Source organism: Actibacterium naphthalenivorans, from assembly GCF_014196965.1.
Taxonomy (GTDB): domain Bacteria; phylum Pseudomonadota; class Alphaproteobacteria; order Rhodobacterales; family Rhodobacteraceae; genus Actibacterium_A; species Actibacterium_A naphthalenivorans.
The window spans coordinates 157,816-176,965 of record NZ_JACIEQ010000004.1; the positions used below are offsets into that span (position 1 = coordinate 157,816).

Here is a 19,150-nt window from a genome sequence, read left to right on the forward strand (position 1 = left end):
AGCTGCACAATTCTTGTTCAGGAAAAGAAAAGCCGCGCCACGCGTCACGACATTTCTTGACAGCCTTAAAATTTAATCAAACGGTAAAGCGTGATTTGCAGAGGGGTGGAAAAAAATATGGAAAATCAACGTAAAGTTCGGCACGGGCGCGGGCTGACGCGTCGCGGGCTTCTGGCGACAAGCGTCGCGCTGGTCGCGGTTTCGACACTCGGCGCGGGCGTCGCGGTGGCGGCCGAGCCCGTGAAAGTGGCGGGCATCTATACCGTTCCGGTCGAGCAGCAATGGGTCAGCCGCATTCACAAGGCGGCCGAAACGGCGCAGGCGCGCGGCGACATCGACTACGCGTTTACCGAAAACGTCAGCAACACCGATTACGCCCGCGTCATGCGCGAATACGCCGAGAAGGGCTATCAACTGATCATCGGCGAGATTTTCGGCGCCGAGCAGGAAGCCCGCGAAGTCGCCGCCGATTACCCCGACATCGCGTTCCTGCTGGGTTCCAGCTTCAAGGAAGACCCGGCGCTCGCCAATCTGGCGGTCTTCGACAATTACATCCAGGACGCGGCCTATCTGTCGGGCATCATCGCCGGGGCGATGACGAAAACCGGCAACATCGGCATGGTCGGCGGCTTTCCGATCCCCGAGGTGAACCGCCTGATGAACGCGTTCATGGCCGGCGCGCATGAGATGAACCCCGAGATCACGTTCCAGGTCAGCTTCATCGGCAGTTGGTTCGATCCGCCCAAGGCCAAGGAAACCGCCTTCGCGATGATCGAGCAGGGCGCGGATGTGCTCTATGCCGAGCGCTTCGGCGTGTCGGACGCGGCGCAGGAACGGAATGTGCTGGCCATCGGCAACGTGATCGACACCCAGGCCGATTATCCCGAAACGGTCGTGGCCTCGGCGATCTGGCATTTCGAACCGACGCTGGATCACGCCATCGCCGAGGTGAAGGCGGGCACGTTCAAGGCCGCCGATTACGGCGTCTATTCCTTCATGGCCGAGGGCGGCAGTTCGCTCGCGCCGCTGGGCACGTTCGAGGGCAAGGTGCCCGAGGCGGCGCTGGCGCTGGTGGCCGAGCGGGAAGCCGCGATCCGGGCCGGGACCTTCTCTGTCGAAATCAACGATGAAGAACCGAAGTCTTCCTGAGTGGCGGGGACTGCACACAAGGCGCCGGTTGTCCTGCGCCTTGACCGCATCACCAAGACCTTCGGCGCGCTGACCGCGAATGACGCGATCAGCTTTGATCTGCGCGAAGGCGAGGTGATCGCCCTTCTGGGCGAGAACGGCGCGGGCAAGACCACATTGATGAACATCCTGTTTGGCCAGTACACGGCCGACAGCGGGTCTGTGGCCGTGTTCGGCAAGACGCTGCCGCCGGGCAATCCGCGCGCGGCGCTGACGGCGGGCGTGGGGATGGTGCATCAGCACTTCACGCTGGCCGACAACATGACGGTGCTGGAAAACATCGTGCTGGGCACGCAGCCGCTGTGGAAGGCCGGGTTCAACCGGGCCGGCGCGCGCCAGCGCATTCTCGAACTGGTGGGGGCCTACGGGCTGAGCGTCGATCCCGACGCGCTTGTCGGCAGTCTGACGGTGGGCGAGCGGCAGCGGGTAGAGATCCTCAAGGCGCTCTATCGCGATGCGCGCATCCTGATCCTGGATGAGCCGACCGCTGTTCTGACGCCGCAGGAAACCGACGATCTGTTCGCCACGCTGCGCAAGGCCGTGGCACTGGGGCTGTCGGTGATCTTCATCTCGCACAAGCTGCACGAGGTGATGGCGGTGTCAGACAGGGTGGTGGTGCTGCGCCATGGCAGGCTGGTGGCGGAAACCGAAACCGCCGCGACCGACAAGTACACCCTGGCCGAGCTGATGGTCGGCGCGCGGATCGACCCGCCCGCCGTGCAGGCCGCGCCGGTGGGCCGGGTTCTGATCGAGCTGGAGAATGTCAGCACCCCTGACCGGGGCGCCGCGCCGGGGCTGAAATCGGTGCATCTGAAGATCCGGGGCGGGCAGATCGTCGGGCTGGCCGGGGTGTCGGGCAACGGCCAGGCGGCGCTGTTCGATGTTCTGGGCGGCCTGATCACGCCGGCGCGGGGTGTGCTGCGGCGCGACGGTGCCGTGCCCGGCCGCTGGTCGCCGCGCGCGGCGGTGGCGGGCGGGATCGCGCGCATCCCCGAGGACCGGCACAAAACCGGCACGATCCCCGATTTCAACCTGACCGAAAACGCGGTGCTGGAACTCTACGGGCAGCCACCCTTCAGCCGCAGGGGCTGGCTGAACCGGGGCGCGGCGCGGGCCTTCGCGCGCCGGATCATCGATGCCTACGACGTGCGCTGCCCCGGGCCGGAGACGCGTATCCGGCTGCTGTCGGGCGGAAACATGCAAAAGCTGATTCTGGGCCGCGTGCTCGAGACGGTGCCGGATGTCATTCTGGCCAATCAGCCGGTGCGCGGGCTTGATATCGGGGCGCTGACATATGTGCATGAACAGCTTTTGGCGGCGCGTGGTCGCGGGGCAGGGGTGTTGCTGATTTCGGAAGACCTGGATGAGATCATGGCCTTGTCGGATGTGATTCACGTGATTTCGGAAGGGCGGCTTTCGCCGGGGTTCGAGCGCGGCAGCAAGACCACGGCAGAGCTGGGCGTCTGGCTGGCGGGTCACGGGTTTGGCGAGGGCGACTCCGATGCGGCTTGAACCGGTCGCGCAACCGACTCTGATCCGCACCATCGGCCTGCCGGCATTGGCGCTGGCGGCCACGGTCGCCATCGCCTCGCTGCTGGCGATGGTCGCGGGGGCGCCGCCGCTTTCGGTTCTGGGGCTGATCCTGCAGGGTGCCTTCGGATCGAAATTCGCGCTACTGGAAACGCTCAACCGGGCCACGCCGCTGATCTTCACCGGGCTTGCGGTGGCGGTGGCCTTTCGCGCCCGGCTCTGGAACATCGGCGCCGAGGCGCAGCTTTACGCGGGGGCGGTGGTTACGGCGACGCTGGGAACCGGGGCGCTGGCCTGGCCCTCGGGCCTGTTGCTGCCGTCGATCGCATCGGCGGCGATGCTGGCGGGAGCCATTGTGCTGCTGGTGCCGACCGTCCTGAAGACCCGGTTCGGGGTGGATGAGGTGGTAACGACACTGCTGCTGAATTTCGTGGTGCTCTTGTGGGTGTCGATGCTGCTGGAAGGCCCGCTGAAGGATCCGATGGGGATGGGCTGGCCCAAATCCGCGCGCCTGATCCCCGAGGCGCGGCTGCCGCGCATCGTCGAGGGGCTGCGCCTGCACTGGGGCTTCGGGCTGGCGCTGATCGCGGCGGCGGTGATCTGGCTGGTGCAGGCCCGCACCACGCTGGGGTACGAGATGCGCGCCGTCGGGTTGAACCGGGCCGCCGCGAAATTCGCGGGCATCCCCGTCGGCCCGGTTCTGATCAAGACGGCGCTGCTGTCGGGGGGGCTGGCCGCGCTTGCCGGGTTTTCCGAAGTGGCGGGTCTCAAGGGAAGCCTGACCTTGGATATTTCCCCCGGCTTTGGCTATACCGGCATCATCGTGGCGATGCTGGCGCTGCTCAACCCCTTCGGCGTCGTGGTGGCGGCACTGTTTGTCGCCGGGGTGTTCGTCGGGGCCGACAGCATGAGCCGCGCGGTGGGCGTGCCGACCTATCTGGCCGATATCATGCTGGCCACGGCCCTGCTGCTCATGGTGCTGGCGCTGATGCTGACCCGGTTCCGGGTCCGGTGGGCGTAGGCCGTGGATATCGTTGACATCCTTCTGTCCGCCAGTTTCTGGGCCGCCGCGATCCGCATCGCCAGCCCGCTGATCTTCGCCGCGCTGGGCGAGCTGATCTGCGAGCGGGCCGGGGTGCTGAACCTCGGGATCGAAGGCATCATGGTGGTGGGGGCCTTTGCCGGCTGGATGACCGTCTATTCCGGCGGCGGCCTTTGGGCCGGGGTCGGGGTGGCGATGCTGGCGGGCATGCTGTTCGGGCTGCTGCACGCTGTGCTGACGGTGCCGTTCGGCCTGTCGCAGCATGTGGTCGGGCTTGGCATCACCATGCTGGCGACCGCGCTGACCTATTTCAGCTACCGGCTGGCCTTGCCCGAAGTCACCTCGCCCCCCAAGATCGAGGCGTTCCAGCCGCTGCCGGTTCCGGTTCTGTCGGATATTCCGGTGCTCGGGCCGGCGGTGTTCAGCCAGACCCCGCTGACCTATCTGGCCTTCGGTCTGGTGATTGCGGTTTCGGTGATCCTGTACCGCACCCCGCTGGGCCTGGCGCTGCGCGCGGCGGGCGAGAATCCGGCGGCGGTGGCCGCCCAGGGCCTTTCGGTCGGGGCGATCCGCATCGGCGCGGTGATGGCGGGCAGCGGGCTCATGGCGCTGGGCGGCGCGTTTCTGACCATGTCGGCCTTCAACTCGTTCTTCTTCGAAATGGTGAACGGGCGCGGCTGGATCTGCATTGCGCTTGTGGTCTTCGGATCGTGGCGGCCGGGCAAGACGCTGATCGGCGCGATCCTGTTCGCCGCCTTCGACGCGCTGCAGGTTCGTGTGCAGCAAACGCCACTGGGCGCCGATCTGCCCTATCAGATATTCCTGATGATGCCCTATCTTCTGTCGATCCTGGCGCTTGTCGTCATGTCGCGGCGGGCGCAGGTGCCGGCGGCCCTGATGGTGCCGTTCAACAAGGGAGAGCGCTGATGTTCGATCTGATCGTCAAGGGCGGCAGCCTGCCGGACGGGCGTGTCGCCGATATCGGGATCGAGGCCGGAAAGATCACCGCGATCGGCACGATCGAGGCCGAGGCCGGCCGGATCATAGAGGCAACGGGCGATCTGGTCTGCCCGCCGTTCGTGGATCCGCATTTCCATATGGATGCGACCCTTTCCTATGGCACCCCGAGGATCAACGCCTCCGGCACGTTGCTGGAAGGGATCGGCCTGTGGGGCGAGCTGAAGGACGAGATGACCTTCGAACAGGTCCGCGACCGCGCGCTGGCCTATTGCGACTGGGCCGCGTCGATGGGATTGCTGGCCATTCGCAGCCATGTCGATACCTGCGACGACCGGCTGCTGGGGGTTCAGGCCCTGCTTGAGGTCAGAAAGCAGGTCTCGGGTTACATCGACCTGCAGTTGGTGGCCTTTCCGCAGGATGGCCTTTACCGCGACCCGACGGCACTGGCCAACACGATCCGCGCGCTGGACATGGGGGTCGAGGTCGTGGGCGGCATTCCGCATTTCGAACGCACCATGGCCGATGGCGCCGCCTCGGTGACGCAGCTGTGCGAGATCGCGGCAGAGCGCGGCCTGATGGTCGATATGCATTGCGACGAGACCGACGATCCCCTGTCGCGCCACATCGAAACGCTGGCCTATGAGGCGCAAAGGCTGGGCCTGCAGGGGCGCGTTGCAGGCTCGCATCTGACGTCGATGCATTCGATGGACAATTACTATGTCTCGAAACTGCTGCCGCTGATGCAGGAGGCCGGTATCGCCGCCATTCCCAACCCGCTGATCAATATCGTGCTTCAGGGGCGCCACGACAGCTTTCCCAAGCGCCGGGGCCTGACCCGCGTCAAGGAGATGCTGGCGATGGGGATCACGGTGGGCTTCGGGCAGGATTGCGTCATGGACCCGTGGTACAGCATGGGCACGGCGGATATGCTGGATGTGGCCTTCATGGGGTTGCATGTGGCACAGATGACCAGCCCCGAAGAGATGCGCCAGTGCTTCGAGATGGTAACCACGAGCAATGCGAGGATCATGGGCCTGTCCGACTACGGGCTGCGCGTCGGTGCGAAGGCGTCGCTTGTGGTGCTGGACGCGGGCAACCCGATCGAGGCGCTGCGGCTGCGGCCCGACAGGCTTTGCGTGATCGCCGGCGGGCAGGTGATCGCCAGCAGGGCCAAGAACGACGCGCGGCTGTCACTGCCGGGGCGGCCCGCATCCGTGCGCCGGCGGCACCCGGCCCATACGGGCGCGCGGGCGTAGCGCCGGGAACGGCGGCGTCAGTCCGGCTGATACCCCTGGATCAGGCGGCGCAGGCCGTAGAGCGCGCCGAAATAGATCGCGGCCAGCGTCACCGGTGCCGAATAGGCCAGCGTGGCAAAGCCGGTCAGCCCCTGGCCGACCGAACAGCCCATGGCGACGATACCGCCGACGCCCATCAGCGCCGCGCCCGACACCTGCCGGCCCAGCTCGCGCGGGTCTTCGCAGGCTTCCCAGCGGAAGTGGCCCTTGATCGAGGATCCGATGAACGCGCCGGCCAGCACCCCGGCGACGGAGCCGACGGCAAAGCCCAGCCCGCCCGAGGACGCCGTCATCAGCCACAAGAGCGCGCGGCCGAGCGGCGCGGTAAAGCTGTGGCCCTCGACGGGCACAGCGCCAAAGCTCATTGCGTTCAGCGTGCTGGTGCCCCAGAGCGCAAGGCTGATCGACAGGCCGGCAGCCACGCCCCAGCCGATGCGGTGGTGTGCCCGGCGCAGCGGGGCATAGGACAGGGCCCAGACCGTCAGCGCCGCCGCGACGATCGTGGCGAAGGCCAGCGGCGGCAGGCCAAGCTGGGCCGCCACCAGATGCGCATATCCTTGTGGCGCGTCGGCCGGGTGCTGCGGAAAGGCCAGAATGCGCAGATTGGCCAGCGGCCCGTTCAGCGTGACGTAGCCGCTGATCGCCATGACCACGACAACGACAAAGGCGCGCAGATCGCCGCCGCCGAACCGCGCCAGCGCGCCGAAGCCGCAGTTGCCGGCCAGCGCCATGCCATATCCGAAAACCGCGCCGCCTATGATACTGGCCAGCGGGTTCCAGGCGATGGCGTGATAGATCGTGGCCTCGATGTCGATCAGCCCCGCATCGGCCAGCAGGAAGGTGCTGAAGATGGCAGTGCCCAGCACGATGCCCCACAGGCGCAGGCGCCGCTGGTCATCGCCATAGATCGCGCTTTCGATGGCGCCCAATGTGCAGAATTCGCCCAGCCGCGCGGCCAGCCCTAGAACCATTCCGGTCATCAGGCCAATCAGCGCGGCGAGGGCGCCAATCGGTAGCATGCCCATGCGTCCCCTCCCGCGGACGGGTCGGTCGTTGCGACCCGGCCGCCCGGTTTCAGTCCGGTGTCTTGCAGAACATGTCGTAGACGAGTTCGATCGTGCGCCGCGCGCGATCGTCGGCCAGCGAATAGAAGATCGCCTTGCCATCGCGGCGATGGGCGACGAGCCCCTCCAGCCGCAGCCGCGCGAGTTGCTGGCTGACGGCAGCCTGGCGCGACGACAACAGGCGCTCCAGCTCGGTCACGGTCTTTTCGCCGGTGGACAGGTGGCACAGGATCATCAGCCGCCCTTCATGCGACAGCGCCTTGAGAAAGCTTGATGCCGCCTCGGCCTTGGTGACCATGTCATTGGCGACGACGGATGCGTCTTCGCCATCCCCTGCCGCGTCCCGGACATCAAGGTCGAATGTGTGAATTGCGTCGGTCATGTTCGTTCTATGGGGCGCTTTTGGGCCCCGTCCTCTGGTCTTGCGTGCCCTTGGCCGGGCGGGATTTCATTTTCGCTTAGCATGGAATTCGTTAATCTGCGAAGTAGCCTTTGTTTTAAGCAACGAAATTGTGACTGTGGCGCACCGATTTAATGCGGTTAGCCTTCGGCATCGCCGTTTAATTGGGCAGTCCACTCCGGCTGGTTTTCCAGCATCTTGCCCAGAAGCCCCCAAAAGAAATCCTCTCCCGGATAGCCTTCGATGCGCCGAAGCTCGACCCCGTCGCGCAGCAGGATGAAGGTTGGCGTGAACTGCGGCTTGGAGCGCAGGGTGATATCGTCGGGCAGGGCGCGCAGGCTTTCCTTGCGCAGCGGCGCGGCGCGACCTTCGGAGGTTTTGGGGTAGATCGGGCCGATCTGCTTTTCCCACATGATGCAATAGGCGCAGCCCTGCTGTTCGACCATCAGAAGACGAAGGTCGGCGCGGGCCGGCACGGTGGCAGCCGCAAGCGCCATCGCAGCGGCGCAGGCCAGTGAGAGAATTCGCATCATAGCTCTTTCCAGATAGATCTAAAAAACATAATGTGTTTTAGCGTCCGGAACAAGGGAGGGTCCGCGGTGCTTGATATTTCCTTTGGTGCGGCGGCCCTGGCGGGAATCCTGTCTTTCCTGTCGCCCTGCATCCTGCCGATCGTGCCGTTCTATCTGTGCTACATGGCCGGCATTTCAATGGCCGAGCTGCGCAGCGACGATACGATCGCGCCGGGCGCGCAGCGGCGGCTGGTGCTCTCGGCGGTGTTCTTCGCGCTTGGCGTGACCTCGATCTTCGTGCTGCTGGGGATGGGGGCGACCGCACTTGGCCAGGCGTTCATCGCGTGGAAAGAGCCGCTGTCTTATGTGGCCGCCGCGATGCTGATCGTGTTCGGCCTGCATTTTCTGGGCGTCATGCGCATCCCTTTCCTGTACCGGGAGGCGCGGATCGAAAGCAAGGCGGAGCCCACCACCGTTCTGGGCGCCTATCTGATGGGGCTGGCCTTCGGCTTTGGCTGGACGCCCTGCGTGGGCCCGGCGCTGGCGGCGATCCTGATGGTGGCCAGCGGCATGGGCGACATCTGGCGCGGCGGATTGCTGCTGCTTGTCTACGGGCTGTCGATGACCGCGCCGTTCATCGTGGCGGCGCTGTTTGCCCGGCCGTTTCTGGGCTGGGCGCAGCGCAACCGAAAATACATGGGCTATGTGGAAAAGGCGATGGGGGTTATGCTGATCCTGTTCGGGATTCTGATCGCCACCAACGCCGTATCCTATATCGCCCAGTTCATGATCGAACATGTCCCGTGGTTTTCGACCATCGGGTAAGTGAGGGAGAGATTGATATGCGACTGATGTCTTTTCTGGCGGCGGGTTTCCTGGCGCTTGCCGCCCCGGCCTTCGCCACCGCCCCGATGGGCGACGACGGGCTGCACAAGCCCGAGTGGCTGCAGGACACGTTCAAGGACATGACCGAGGATCTCGAGGCGGCCACCGCCGAGGGCAAGCGCCTGCTGGTGATCTGGGAGCAGCGCGGCTGCATCTACTGCAAGAAGATGCACGAAGAGGTATTCCCCGACCCCGAGATCGCGGCGCTGATCGAGGAGAATTACTTCGTGGTGCAGATGAATCTGTTCGGCGATGTCGAGGTGACCGATTTCGACGGTACCGCCCTGTCGGAAAAGGATATGGCCCGGCGCTGGGGGGTTGTCTTCACGCCCACGATGATGTTCATGCCCGACACGCTGCCCGATGGCGGCACCACCGCCGCGCAGGCCGCTGTGGTGACGATGCCGGGGGCTTTCGGCAAGGGAACCACCGAAAGCCTGCTGCGTTGGGTTCTGGAAAAAGGCTACGAGGGCGATGAACATTTCCAGAAATATCTTGCGCGCAAACTCAGCGAAGGCCAATGATGGCTAACAATGTTGCGCAATCGCACCCATGATCGAAACAAAGGCGCGACACTGCGTCCGTTCAATGACATGCAATAAATTAGATTTGTTGTTGCATACAAATGGATACCTCAGCTAGTTTGGGCTGACGGGAAAAGACACTGGGAGGAGTCTTGAATGAAACGCGTAATCCTGAGCACCGCTTGCCTGGTGGCTGGTGTCGGTCTTGCTTCGGCTTCTGAAGTCGCGCCGGAGAATGTGAAATATGACGAGTATGGCGCGATCTCCGAATCCCTGACGGGTGTTCCGGGAGACGCCGCCAACGGCCGCGTGATCATGGGCACCAAGAGCCTCGGCAACTGTGTGTCCTGCCATGCGATTTCGGAAATGGCCGAAGACGTGCCGTTCCACGGCGAGGTCGGGCCGATCCTGGACGGCGTCGCCGACCGCTGGACCGAGGCGGAGCTGCGCGGCATCGTGGCCAATGCCAAGATGACCTATGATGGCACGGTGATGCCGGCCTTCTTCAAGACCACCGGTTATATCCGTCCGGGTGACGCCTATACCGGAAAGGCGGCAAAGACCGATCCGCTGCCGCCGCTTCTGACGGGGCAGCAGATCGAGGATGTCGTCGCTTACCTGATGACGTTGAAAGAGGAGTGATCCCGCGCGGATCCTTCCCGACAAAGGAGAGAGCAATGGAACTTACAAGACGTGGGGCGATTGCGCTTGGAGCCGGTGTAGCGGCGACCCTCGCGCTGCCCATCCGTGCGGTGGCGAGCGTTGACGACGCGATTGCCGCCTTCACCGGCGGCGCCGACATGGCCGATGCCGGCATCACGCTGACCAGCCCCGAGATTGCAGAGAACGGCAATACCGTTCCGGTCAGCGTCGATGCCCCCGGCGCGGTGTCGGTAATGCTTCTGGCATCCGGCAACCCCACCCCGGCTGTGTGCACGTTCAACTTCGGCCCGCTGGCCGCATCGCAGAGCGCGTCCACCCGGATCCGTCTGGCCGGCACGCAGGATGTGGTCGCCATCGCCAAGATGGCCGACGGCAGCTTTGCCCGTGCCTCCAACACCGTGAAAGTCACCATCGGCGGCTGCGGCGGCTGATCAGAGGAGATTGAGAAATGGCAACTGGTGTAAAACCCCGCGTTAAGGTTCCGAAAACGGCATCGGCTGGTGAAGCGATCACGATCAAGACCCTTATCAGCCACCCGATGGAATCGGGCCAGCGCAAGGACAGCAACGGGAACATCATCCCGCGCTCGATCATCAACCGCTTCACCTGCGATTTCAACGGCCAGAACGTCATCGACGTGACGCTGGAGCCCGCGATCTCGACCAACCCGTATTTCGAATTCGAGGCCCTGGTGCCCGAAGCCGGTGAGTTCAAGTTCACCTGGTATGACGATGACGGCTCGGTCTACGAGGAAGCCAAGCCGATCGCGATCGGCTGAGCGGGTTGCTGCATTCAGGGAGGAAACGCATGGAACTGAAATCGCTCAAGGCTGTCACGTCTGCTGTTGCACTGCTCGCGCTTGGCGCGGGCCTTGCATCGGCGGGTGAAGACGATCAGCTCATCATCAACGGCGAGACCGAAATGGTGACCCGGACCGAAGCGCCGGCGCATATGGAGTATATCGACGAAATCCGCTCCGGCTGGACGTTCCGTTCCGACGAAACGCAGGCGCTGCAGATGGATGACTTCGATAACCCCGGCATGATCTTCGTCGATCAGGGGCTCGACACCTGGAACGAGGTCGACGGCTCCGAAGGCAAATCCTGCGCGTCGTGCCACGACGGGCCGGAGAGCCTGGCCGGCCTGCGCGCGGCGATGCCGAAGTATAACGAGGCCGCTGGCGAAGTCTGGACGATGGAGATGTATATCAACGACTGCCGCGAAAACCGGATGGGCGCCGAGAAATGGGGCTGGAATTCCAACCCCATGGTCAACACGACCGCCCTGATCTCGCTGCAGTCACGCGGTATGCCGGTGGATGTGAAGATCGACGGCCCGGCCCAGGAAACCTGGGAAAAGGGCAAGGAGATCTATTACACCCGCTACGGTCAGCTCGAACTGTCCTGTGCGAATTGTCACGAAGACAATTATGACAACCTGATCCGCGCAGACCATCTGAGCCAGGGTCAGATCAACGGCTTCCCGGCCTATCGCCTGAAGAACGCCAAGCTGAACTCGATCCACAACCGGTTCAAGGGCTGCATCCGCGACACCCGTGCCGAGACCTTCAAGGAAGGCTCGGCCGAGTTCATCGCGCTGGAGCTTTACGTCGCCTCGCGCGGCAACGGCCTGTCGGTCGAAGGCCCTTCGGTGCGCAACTAAGCACACATCCCCGCGCGGGCCTGTTTCGCGCGGGGCATTCGTTAGTTCCTTTACCCAGCGCCTTGTCGCCGGCAGATGCTTCGCATTTCGCCGGACGGTGGGTTGCATTCTGAACGGAGAGACGACGAGCATGATTTCGCGGCGAGATTTTCTGCAGGCCACCGTGGCGGCCTCGGCCATCTATGGCGCTTCGGGCGTTGGCAACTGGTCGAAACTGGCGGCGCAGCAGGCGCTGACGCAGGATGACCTGCTTCAGTTCGATACGTTCGGCAACATCACCCTTGTGCATGTGACAGACATCCACGGCCAGCTGAAGCCGGTCTATTTCCGCGAGCCCGAGATCAACCTCGGCGTTGGCGCCGTGAACGGGCTGCCGCCGCATGTGACCGGCGCCGATTTCCTGAAGATGTTCAACATCGCCCCCGGCACGCCCGAGGCCTATGCGCTGACCTATCCCGATTTCGCGGCCCTGGCGAAAAGCTACGGCCGGATGGGCGGGCTGGACAGGGTGGCGACGATCCTGAACGCGATCCGCGCCGACCGGCCCGACGCGCTGCTGCTGGATGGCGGCGACACCTGGCACGGCTCCTACACCTGCCTGAAGACCGGCGCGCAGGACATGGTCAACGTGATGAACGCGCTCAAGCCCGACGCGATGACCAGCCACTGGGAATTCACCCTGGGCGTGGATCGGGTGAACGAGATCGTTGAAGGGCTGGATTTCCCCTTCCTCGGCGCCAACATCTTCGACGCCGAATGGGACGAGCCGGCCTATGAACCCTACAAGATGTTCGAGCGGGGCGGTGCCAAGGTTGCCGTGATCGGGCAAGCCTTTCCCTATCTGCCGATCGCCAACCCGAAATACATGTTCCCCGGCCTCAGCTTCGGCGTGCGCGAAGAGCGGATGAACGAGGTGGTGCAAGAGGTGCGCGACGCGGGTGCCGAACTGGTGGTGGTGCTGTCGCACAACGGCTTCGACGTTGATCGCAAGATGGCCGCCCAGGTGCCAGGCATCGACGTGATCCTGACCGGCCACACCCATGACGCGCTGCCAGAGCCGGTGATGGTGGGCGGCACGATGCTGATCGCCTCGGGCTCGAACGGCAAGTTCGTCACCCGGCTGGATCTGGATGTTCAGAACGGCCAGCTCATGGGCTTCCGCCACAAGCTGATCCCGGTGTTTTCCGACGTGATCGCCCCCGACAAGCAGGTCGCCGCCCTGATCGACGAACAGCGCGCGCCCTATGAGGCCGAGCTGTCCGAGGTTCTGGGCCACACCGACAGCCTGCTGTACCGGCGCGGCAATTTCAACGGCACCTGGGACGATCTGATCTGCAACGCGCTGATTGATGAGCGTGAGGCGGATATCGCCATGTCGCCCGGTTTCCGCTGGGGGCCGAGCCTGCTGCCCGGCGATGCGATCACCCGCGAGGATCTGTTCAACGCCACCTCGATGTCCTATCCGGCGGCCTATCGGTCGGAGATGACCGGCGAGACGATCCACGTGATCCTGGAAGATGTGGCCGACAACCTGTTCAACCCCGACCCCTATTATCAGCAGGGCGGCGACATGGTTCGCGTCGGCGGCATGGGCTATCACATCGACGTCAGCAAGCCGCAGGGCAGCCGCATCACCAACATGACGCTGCTGAAAACCGGCGAGGCGATCGATCGGGCCAAGAGCTATGTCGTGTCCGGTTGGGCCAGCGTGAACGAGGGCACCGAGGGCCCCGCGATCTGGGATGTGGTGGAGAGCTACGTCAAGCGTATGGGCACGGTCAGCATCGACCCGAACAAATCGGTGAAGGTGACCGGGGCGTGACCGATCATCGCATTCATACATCGAACAAACCGAATATAACCCACGCATCTTCAGAGGAGGTTGCAGATATGACGGACAAGTCAGACCCCACGACCACCCGGCGCGGCTTTCTGAAAGCCGGGCTTGCCGCGGGTGGTGCGGTGGCCGCCGGTGGCGCGGCCCATGCGGCGGGCGATCCGCTGATCACCGAGATCCAGCCCTGGGCGCAGGGCCTTGGCGAAGGCGTCGACGCCACGCCCTATGGCCTGCCGATCAAGTATGAGGGCGACGTGGTGCGCCGCAACGTGGAATGGCTGACCGCCGACACGATCAGCTCGATCAACTTCACGCCGATTCATGCGCTGGATGGCACGATCACCCCCCAGGGCTGCGCGTTCGAACGCCACCATTCGGGCGCGATCGAGCTGCGCAAGGAAGACTACCGGCTGATGATCAACGGGCTGGTCGATACGCCGCTGGTGTTCACCTACGCCGATCTGGAGCGTTTTCCGCGCGTCACGCGCACCTATTTCCTTGAATGCGCGGCGAACACCGGCATGGAATGGGCGGGTGCGCAGCTCAACGGCTCGCAGTTCACGCATGGCATGATCCACAACATGGAATATACCGGCGTCACCCTGCGCACGCTTCTGGAAGAGGCGGGCGTGAAGCCCGAGGGCAAGTGGGTGATGGTCGAAGGCGCCGATGCGTCATCGAACGCCCGCTCGATCCCGCTGGAAAAGGCGATGGACGATTGCCTTGTCGCCTTCAAGGCCAATGGCGAGGCGCTGCGCATGGAGCATGGCTATCCGGTGCGTCTGTGTGTGCCCGGCTGGGAAGGCAACATGTGGGTGAAATGGCTGCGCCGCATCGAAGTGGGCGACAAGCCCTGGGAAAGCCGCGAAGAGACCAGCAAATACACCGACACGCTGGAAGATGGTACGAGCCGCAAGTGGACCTGGGTGATGGATGCCAAATCCGTCGTCACCAGCCCCAGCCCGCAGATGCCGATCACCCATGGCAAGGGGCCGCTGGTCATCACCGGGCTGGCCTGGTCGGGCCGCGGCGCGATCGCCCGTGTCGATGTGTCGGTCGATGGCGGCAAGAACTGGAAAGAGGCGCGGTTGGCCGCGCCGGGCCAGGACATGGCGCTGACCCGGTTCTACCTGGATCACGATTGGGACGGCTCCGAGATGTTCCTGCAAAGCCGCGCGATCGACAGCACCGGCTATGTGCAGCCGACAAAGACCCAGCTGCGCGAGGTGCGCGGGCTGAACTCGATCTATCACAACAATTGCATTCAGACCTGGTGGGTCAAGCCGAGCGGGGAGGCAGAGAATGTCGAAGTATCGTAATCTGGTGATCGGCACGGCGCTGGCCTCGGCGCTCATGGCCGCGCCGGCGCTGGCCGAAAAGCTTGGCCTCGGCCGCCCGGCCTTGCCCGAAGAGGTCGCCGCCTGGGACAAGGACGTGCGCCCCGACGGGCTGGGCCTGCCCGACGGGTCGGGCTCGGTCGAGGATGGCGAGATGATCTTCGCCGACAGTTGCGCCGTCTGCCATGGCGACTTTGCCGAAGGCGTGGGCAACTGGCCGAAACTGGCGGGCGGGGCGAATACGCTCGATCACGCCGACCCGCTGAAGACGGTCGGCTCCTACTGGCCCTACCTTTCCACCACATGGGACTATGTGCATCGCTCGATGCCTTTCGGCGACGCCCAGACCCTGAGCGCGGACGAGGTTTATGCGATCGTGGCCTATATCCTCTATTCCAACGATCTGGTGGAGGATGATTTCGTTCTGTCGAAGGAAAACTTCCTCGAGGTGGAGATGCCCAACGCGGACGGTTTCATCGTGGATGACCGGGAAGAGACGGAACTGCCGCTGTTCACCGCCGAGCCCTGCATGGAGAATTGCAAGGACACGGTGGAAGTCACCATGCGCGCCGCGGTTCTGGACGTGACCCCGGACATTGGCGAAGAGGCCGCCGCCGAAACGCCGGCCGAGGCCGAGGTGGCTGAAGCGGCCCCCGCCGCCGAAGAGCCGCCTGCCGCTGAAACCGCCGCGCTTGACCCCGAGATGGTTGCCAAGGGCGAGAAGGTCTTCAAGAAGTGCAAGGCCTGCCATCAGGTGGGCGAGGGGGCGAAGAACCGGACCGGCCCGGTGCTGAACGGCGTCTTCGGCCGCACGGCGGGTATGGTTGACGGGTTCAAATACTCCAAGGTGATGGCCGCCGCCGCCGATGACGGGCTGGTCTGGGACCACGAAACCCTGAGCGCCTATCTGGAAAACCCGAAGGCCTATCTTCCCAAGAACAAGATGTCCTTCGCCGGGCTGAAGAAAGAGGAAGACCGCGCCGCCGTGATCGCCTATCTGCGGTCGTTCGACTAGACGCGCCTTGCCTCACGTAAAATTGCGGGCGGTCCTTCGGGGCCGCCCGCCTGCGTTTTGGCCAACCCGCCCCGAATGTGCTAGACTACCTTCTGAAAAGGGAGGAGATCATGCTGTCACGGCGCGTGATGCTTGGGGCCGTTGCCGCGCTTGCCGCGCCGCGCCTGTCGGTCGCGGCGGCCCGGTTGGGCGATGACGGGTTGCACAAGCAGGACTGGTTTCTCGACAGTTTCCTGGAGCTTGGCGACGATCTGGAAACGGCGGCGGCGCAGGGGCGCGGCCTGATGGTTCTGGTCGAACAGGCGGGCTGCCCCTATTGCCGGGAGCTGCATCTCGTCAATTTCGAACGGGCCGCGATCGTGGAGTACATCACCGCGCATTTCGACGTTGTGCAGCTTGATCTGTGGGGCGCGCGGGCGGTGCTGGATTTCGATGGGGAAGAGCTGGAAGAGCGGCGCCTGGCCGCGAAGTGGGGGGTGAATTTCACCCCGACCACGCTGCTCTTCCCGGCCGCGAATGCGGGTGCCACGCGCGCCGCGCAGGCCGAGGCGTTTCGGCTGCCAGGCTATCTGAAACCGTTCCACTACCTGTCGTCTCTGGAATATGTGGCGCGGGGGGAATACCTCAAACAGCCCTTTCAGCGCTATCTGCAAGACAGGTTCGAGGCCCTGCGCGCGCAGGGCATCGAACCGGATGTCTGGTGACCGGGCCGCTCAGGGCGCCGGGGCGAAGCGCCCGTAGCATCCGTCGACGAAGATCAGCGGCGGCAGCGCGCTGACAATGGCCTCTTTGACCAGGCCCAGAACCAGCACGTGATCGCCGGCATCATGCACCGCGTGGCGGGTGCAGGTGAACCGCGCCGCGAAATCGGCAAGGCGCGGGCAACCCTGCGCATCCTCGTGCCAGTCGACCGGGGTGAAATCCTGCCCGTTGCGCGCGAAATGCCGGGCCAGCGAAAGCTGGTTTTCCGCCAGAACATGGATGGCAAAGCGCTGCGCGTCGCGGAAGGGTTCGAACCGGCTGGAGGCCTTGGCCGGCGCCCACAGAACAAGCGGCGGGTCCAGCGACACCGATGAAAAGCTGTTGGCGGTGATGGCCAGCGGCCCCCGCGGGCCGGCTGTGGTGATGATGGTGACGCCGGTGGCGAAACGGCCCAGGGCATCGCGATAGGCGCGTTCGGCCCCCGGCTGCGGTGTAACGCTTTTCACGCGTGGCTCTCCTTTTGCCGGCATGGCGTGGCTTTCGTGCGACCGCCCGACGGCGTGCCGTGCCTGCACATACCATGATTACCGGGCCGGGCAACCCGGCCCCCGGCGCGCGCGCGGGCTGCGTTACAAAAGCTTCAAAAATCTGAAACATTCATTTCGCACCCGGTCTGTATCCGGCGCAGGACTGGTTATGGGGATCACATGCTGCTGAGCGTCGAGAGCGTCACGAAGACATTCGGGCGAAACAACGCGGTGGAAAACGCAAGTTTCGCCGTCGAAAAATCCGCGATGATCGGCATCATCGGGCGCTCGGGCGCCGGGAAATCCACTTTTCTGCGGATGATGAACCGCCTGACCGACGCCACATCGGGTGCGATCAAGTTCGATGGGCGGAACATCCTTCCGCTGCAGGGCGCGCAGAAGCGCGCTTGGCAATCCGAATGTGCGATGATCTTTCAGCAGTTCAACCTGGTGCCGCGCATGGATGTGGTGTCCAACGTGCTGCATGGCACGTTGAACCGCCGCTCGACCCTGGCCACCATGTTCAACCTGTTCCCGCAATCCGACATTCACCGCGCCATCGACATTCTGGATCGGCTCGGCATCGCCGAACAGGCCCCCAAGCGGGCCGAGGCGCTTTCGGGCGGCCAGCAGCAGCGGGTGGCGATCGCCCGCGCGCTGATGCAGGACCCCAAGATCATCCTGGCCGACGAACCGATCGCCAGCCTCGATCCGATGAATGCCCAGGTGGTGATGGACGCGCTGCGCCGCATTCACGAAGAAGACGGCCGCATGGTCATCGCCAATCTTCACACGCTTGATACCGCCCGGCGCTATTGTGACCGCGTGATCGGCATGCGCGACGGGCGCATCGTGTTCGACGGCACGCCCGAACAGCTGACCACAGGCGTGGCGCGCGACATCTACGGCGCCGATGCCTCGTTCTCCGAGGCCGCGACCTCCACCTCCATCGACGCGCTGAACGAAGACGCCCGCGCGATGATGGAGGCCAAAGAAGTTATCTGAGTTTTCATCCGTCCGGCGCTCCTCGCCGGGCAAGTTCAACCTGGAGAGAAAAGATGAAAAAACTGCTGGCCGCCCTCGTGGCAACCACTGCCCTGGCCGCCCCGGCCCTGGCCGAAGACATCACGGAATTCCGCATCGGAATTCTTGGCGGCGAAAACGCCCAGGACCGTCTGAACAGCCACGAGTGCCTGAAGAACTACACCGAGGAAACCCTCGGCGTTCCGGTCAAGCTCTTCGCCCCGGCCGACTATAACGGCGTGATCCAGGGCCTGCTGGGCGGCACCATCGACATGGCCTGGCTGGGCGCGTCGGGCTACGCCGCGACCTATCTGAACGATCCCGAAGCGGTCGAGCCGGTTCTGGTCAAGATCAACCTGGATGGCTCCTACGGCTATCACTCGATCGGTTTCGCCCGCAAGGACAGCGGCATCACCTCTCTGGCCGACATGAAGGGCAAGAGCTTCGGCTTCGGTGATCCGAACTCCACCTCCGGCTACCTGATCCCGTCGATCGAGATCCCGATGGAAACCAGCGCCTCGATGGAATCCGGCGACTATTTCGGCGAAGTGAAATTCACCGGTGGCCATGAGCAGACCATCGTTGCCGTGAACAACGGCGACGTGAACGCCGGCGTGACCTGGGCCGACGGCCAGGGCAACTGGGAAGACGGCTTCAACTCGGGCGCGCTGCGCAAGGCGGTTGACGCCGGCCTGATCGACATGAACGATCTGGTCGAAATCTGGCGCTCCAAGCCGATCCCGGAAGGCCCGATCGTGCTGCGCAAGGCGCTGCCCGAAGATGTGAAGGCCAAGATGGTCGCCCTGGTCGACGGCATGTATGACGCCGACAAAGAGTGCACCTACAACATCTCCGCCGGTGAATCGCTGGGCTTCGACCCGATCACCCACGAGGCCTATCTGTCGATCATCGAGGCCCGCAAGGCCAAATCCAACTAAGCACCGCTTAGAACCGGACGGGCCCCGCCACTTGCGCGGGGCCCGT

The 19,150-nt window shown here is 64.2% G+C and carries 21 protein-coding genes; 17 read left to right on the forward strand and 4 right to left on the reverse strand.

Going from position 1 to position 19,150, the window contains the following annotated elements:
• Window positions 1-117 precede the first annotated feature (117 nt).
• From GGR17_RS14520 to GGR17_RS14540, 5 genes are read left to right on the forward strand one after another with little or no spacing between them, the layout of a single operon-like run.
• Window positions 118-1,149, forward strand: coding sequence for a BMP family protein (locus tag GGR17_RS14520; protein ID WP_054539269.1), 1,032 nt, complete (start codon window positions 118-120; stop codon window positions 1,147-1,149).
• Window positions 1,150-2,700, forward strand: a complete 1,551-nt coding sequence (locus tag GGR17_RS14525; protein WP_054539268.1) for an ABC transporter ATP-binding protein — start codon at window positions 1,150-1,152, stop codon at window positions 2,698-2,700.
• Window positions 2,690-3,739 carry an ABC transporter permease gene (locus GGR17_RS14530; protein ID WP_054539267.1) on the forward strand — a complete coding sequence of 350 codons (1,050 nt, stop codon included), beginning with the start codon at window positions 2,690-2,692 and terminating at the stop codon, window positions 3,737-3,739. The genes GGR17_RS14525 and GGR17_RS14530 overlap by 11 nt, the downstream gene beginning before the upstream one ends.
• A 3-nt stretch (window positions 3,740-3,742) precedes the next feature.
• A complete protein-coding gene (locus tag GGR17_RS14535; protein ID WP_054539266.1) occupies window positions 3,743-4,687 on the forward strand; it encodes an ABC transporter permease in 945 nt (314 codons plus the stop codon).
• The gene (locus GGR17_RS14540; RefSeq protein ID WP_054539265.1) at window positions 4,687-5,976 is read left to right on the forward strand and encodes an amidohydrolase family protein; all 1,290 of its coding nucleotides are present in this window, start codon (window positions 4,687-4,689) and stop codon (window positions 5,974-5,976) included. The genes GGR17_RS14535 and GGR17_RS14540 overlap by 1 nt, the downstream gene beginning before the upstream one ends.
• A gap of 17 nt (window positions 5,977-5,993) precedes the next feature.
• Here GGR17_RS14540 and GGR17_RS14545 read toward each other — a convergent pair whose 3' ends face one another.
• The 3 genes from GGR17_RS14545 to GGR17_RS14555 form a co-directional block, all read right to left on the reverse strand.
• Entirely contained in the window at window positions 5,994-7,040 is a 1,047-nt protein-coding gene (locus GGR17_RS14545; RefSeq protein ID WP_054539264.1) for a YeeE/YedE family protein, read from the reverse strand.
• A 49-nt stretch (window positions 7,041-7,089) separates the two neighbouring features.
• Window positions 7,090-7,377, reverse strand: coding sequence for an ArsR/SmtB family transcription factor (locus GGR17_RS14550; RefSeq protein WP_037208673.1), 288 nt, complete (start codon window positions 7,375-7,377; stop codon window positions 7,090-7,092).
• A gap of 242 nt (window positions 7,378-7,619) precedes the next feature.
• Entirely contained in the window at window positions 7,620-8,009 is a 390-nt protein-coding gene (locus GGR17_RS14555; RefSeq protein WP_235213598.1) for a hypothetical protein, read from the reverse strand.
• A gap of 69 nt (window positions 8,010-8,078) precedes the next feature.
• Between GGR17_RS14555 and GGR17_RS14560 the strand changes: the two genes are divergently transcribed.
• The 10 genes from GGR17_RS14560 (at window position 8,079) to GGR17_RS14605 (ending at window position 16,618) form a co-directional block, all read left to right on the forward strand.
• Window positions 8,079-8,816, forward strand: a complete 738-nt coding sequence (locus tag GGR17_RS14560; protein ID WP_054539263.1) for a cytochrome c biogenesis CcdA family protein — start codon at window positions 8,079-8,081, stop codon at window positions 8,814-8,816.
• A gap of 17 nt (window positions 8,817-8,833) precedes the next feature.
• Window positions 8,834-9,400, forward strand: a complete 567-nt coding sequence (locus tag GGR17_RS14565) for a thioredoxin family protein (protein ID WP_054539262.1) — start codon at window positions 8,834-8,836, stop codon at window positions 9,398-9,400.
• A gap of 156 nt (window positions 9,401-9,556) precedes the next feature.
• Window positions 9,557-10,042, forward strand: a complete 486-nt coding sequence (soxX, locus tag GGR17_RS14570) for a sulfur oxidation c-type cytochrome SoxX (RefSeq protein ID WP_054539261.1) — start codon at window positions 9,557-9,559, stop codon at window positions 10,040-10,042.
• A 35-nt stretch (window positions 10,043-10,077) separates the two neighbouring features.
• Window positions 10,078-10,494, forward strand: coding sequence for a thiosulfate oxidation carrier protein SoxY (gene soxY / locus GGR17_RS14575; RefSeq protein ID WP_054539260.1), 417 nt, complete (start codon window positions 10,078-10,080; stop codon window positions 10,492-10,494).
• Between the two features lie 17 nt (window positions 10,495-10,511).
• Window positions 10,512-10,841: a thiosulfate oxidation carrier complex protein SoxZ gene (gene soxZ / locus GGR17_RS14580; protein WP_054539259.1), complete on the forward strand. Its 330-nt coding sequence runs from the start codon at window positions 10,512-10,514 to the stop codon at window positions 10,839-10,841.
• 29 nt (window positions 10,842-10,870) lie between these two features.
• Window positions 10,871-11,725: a sulfur oxidation c-type cytochrome SoxA gene (gene soxA / locus GGR17_RS14585; protein WP_054539258.1), complete on the forward strand. Its 855-nt coding sequence runs from the start codon at window positions 10,871-10,873 to the stop codon at window positions 11,723-11,725.
• Between the two features lie 130 nt (window positions 11,726-11,855).
• The gene (gene soxB, locus GGR17_RS14590) at window positions 11,856-13,547 is read left to right on the forward strand and encodes a thiosulfohydrolase SoxB (RefSeq protein ID WP_054539257.1); all 1,692 of its coding nucleotides are present in this window, start codon (window positions 11,856-11,858) and stop codon (window positions 13,545-13,547) included.
• 68 nt (window positions 13,548-13,615) lie between these two features.
• Entirely contained in the window at window positions 13,616-14,881 is a 1,266-nt protein-coding gene (soxC, locus tag GGR17_RS14595; RefSeq protein ID WP_054539256.1) for a sulfite dehydrogenase, read from the forward strand.
• Window positions 14,865-15,914, forward strand: a complete 1,050-nt coding sequence (locus GGR17_RS14600) for a c-type cytochrome (RefSeq protein WP_054539255.1) — start codon at window positions 14,865-14,867, stop codon at window positions 15,912-15,914. The genes soxC and GGR17_RS14600 overlap by 17 nt, the downstream gene beginning before the upstream one ends.
• Window positions 15,915-16,024: 110 nt before the next feature.
• Entirely contained in the window at window positions 16,025-16,618 is a 594-nt protein-coding gene (locus GGR17_RS14605; RefSeq protein WP_157445574.1) for a thioredoxin family protein, read from the forward strand.
• A 9-nt stretch (window positions 16,619-16,627) separates the two neighbouring features.
• On the opposite strand, the gene GGR17_RS14610 is transcribed toward GGR17_RS14605, so the two are convergent.
• Window positions 16,628-17,122, reverse strand: coding sequence for a flavin reductase family protein (locus GGR17_RS14610; protein WP_255353429.1), 495 nt, complete (start codon window positions 17,120-17,122; stop codon window positions 16,628-16,630).
• Window positions 17,123-17,323: 201 nt separating this feature from the next.
• Here GGR17_RS14610 and phnC point away from each other — a divergent pair, with 201 nt between their 5' ends.
• Window positions 17,324-18,148, forward strand: coding sequence for a phosphonate ABC transporter ATP-binding protein (gene phnC / locus GGR17_RS14615; RefSeq protein WP_369817398.1), 825 nt, complete (start codon window positions 17,324-17,326; stop codon window positions 18,146-18,148).
• A 53-nt stretch (window positions 18,149-18,201) separates the two neighbouring features.
• Window positions 18,202-19,104: a phosphonate ABC transporter substrate-binding protein gene (gene phnD, locus GGR17_RS14620; protein ID WP_054539253.1), complete on the forward strand. Its 903-nt coding sequence runs from the start codon at window positions 18,202-18,204 to the stop codon at window positions 19,102-19,104.
• The last annotated feature ends 46 nt before the right edge of the window (window positions 19,105-19,150 follow it).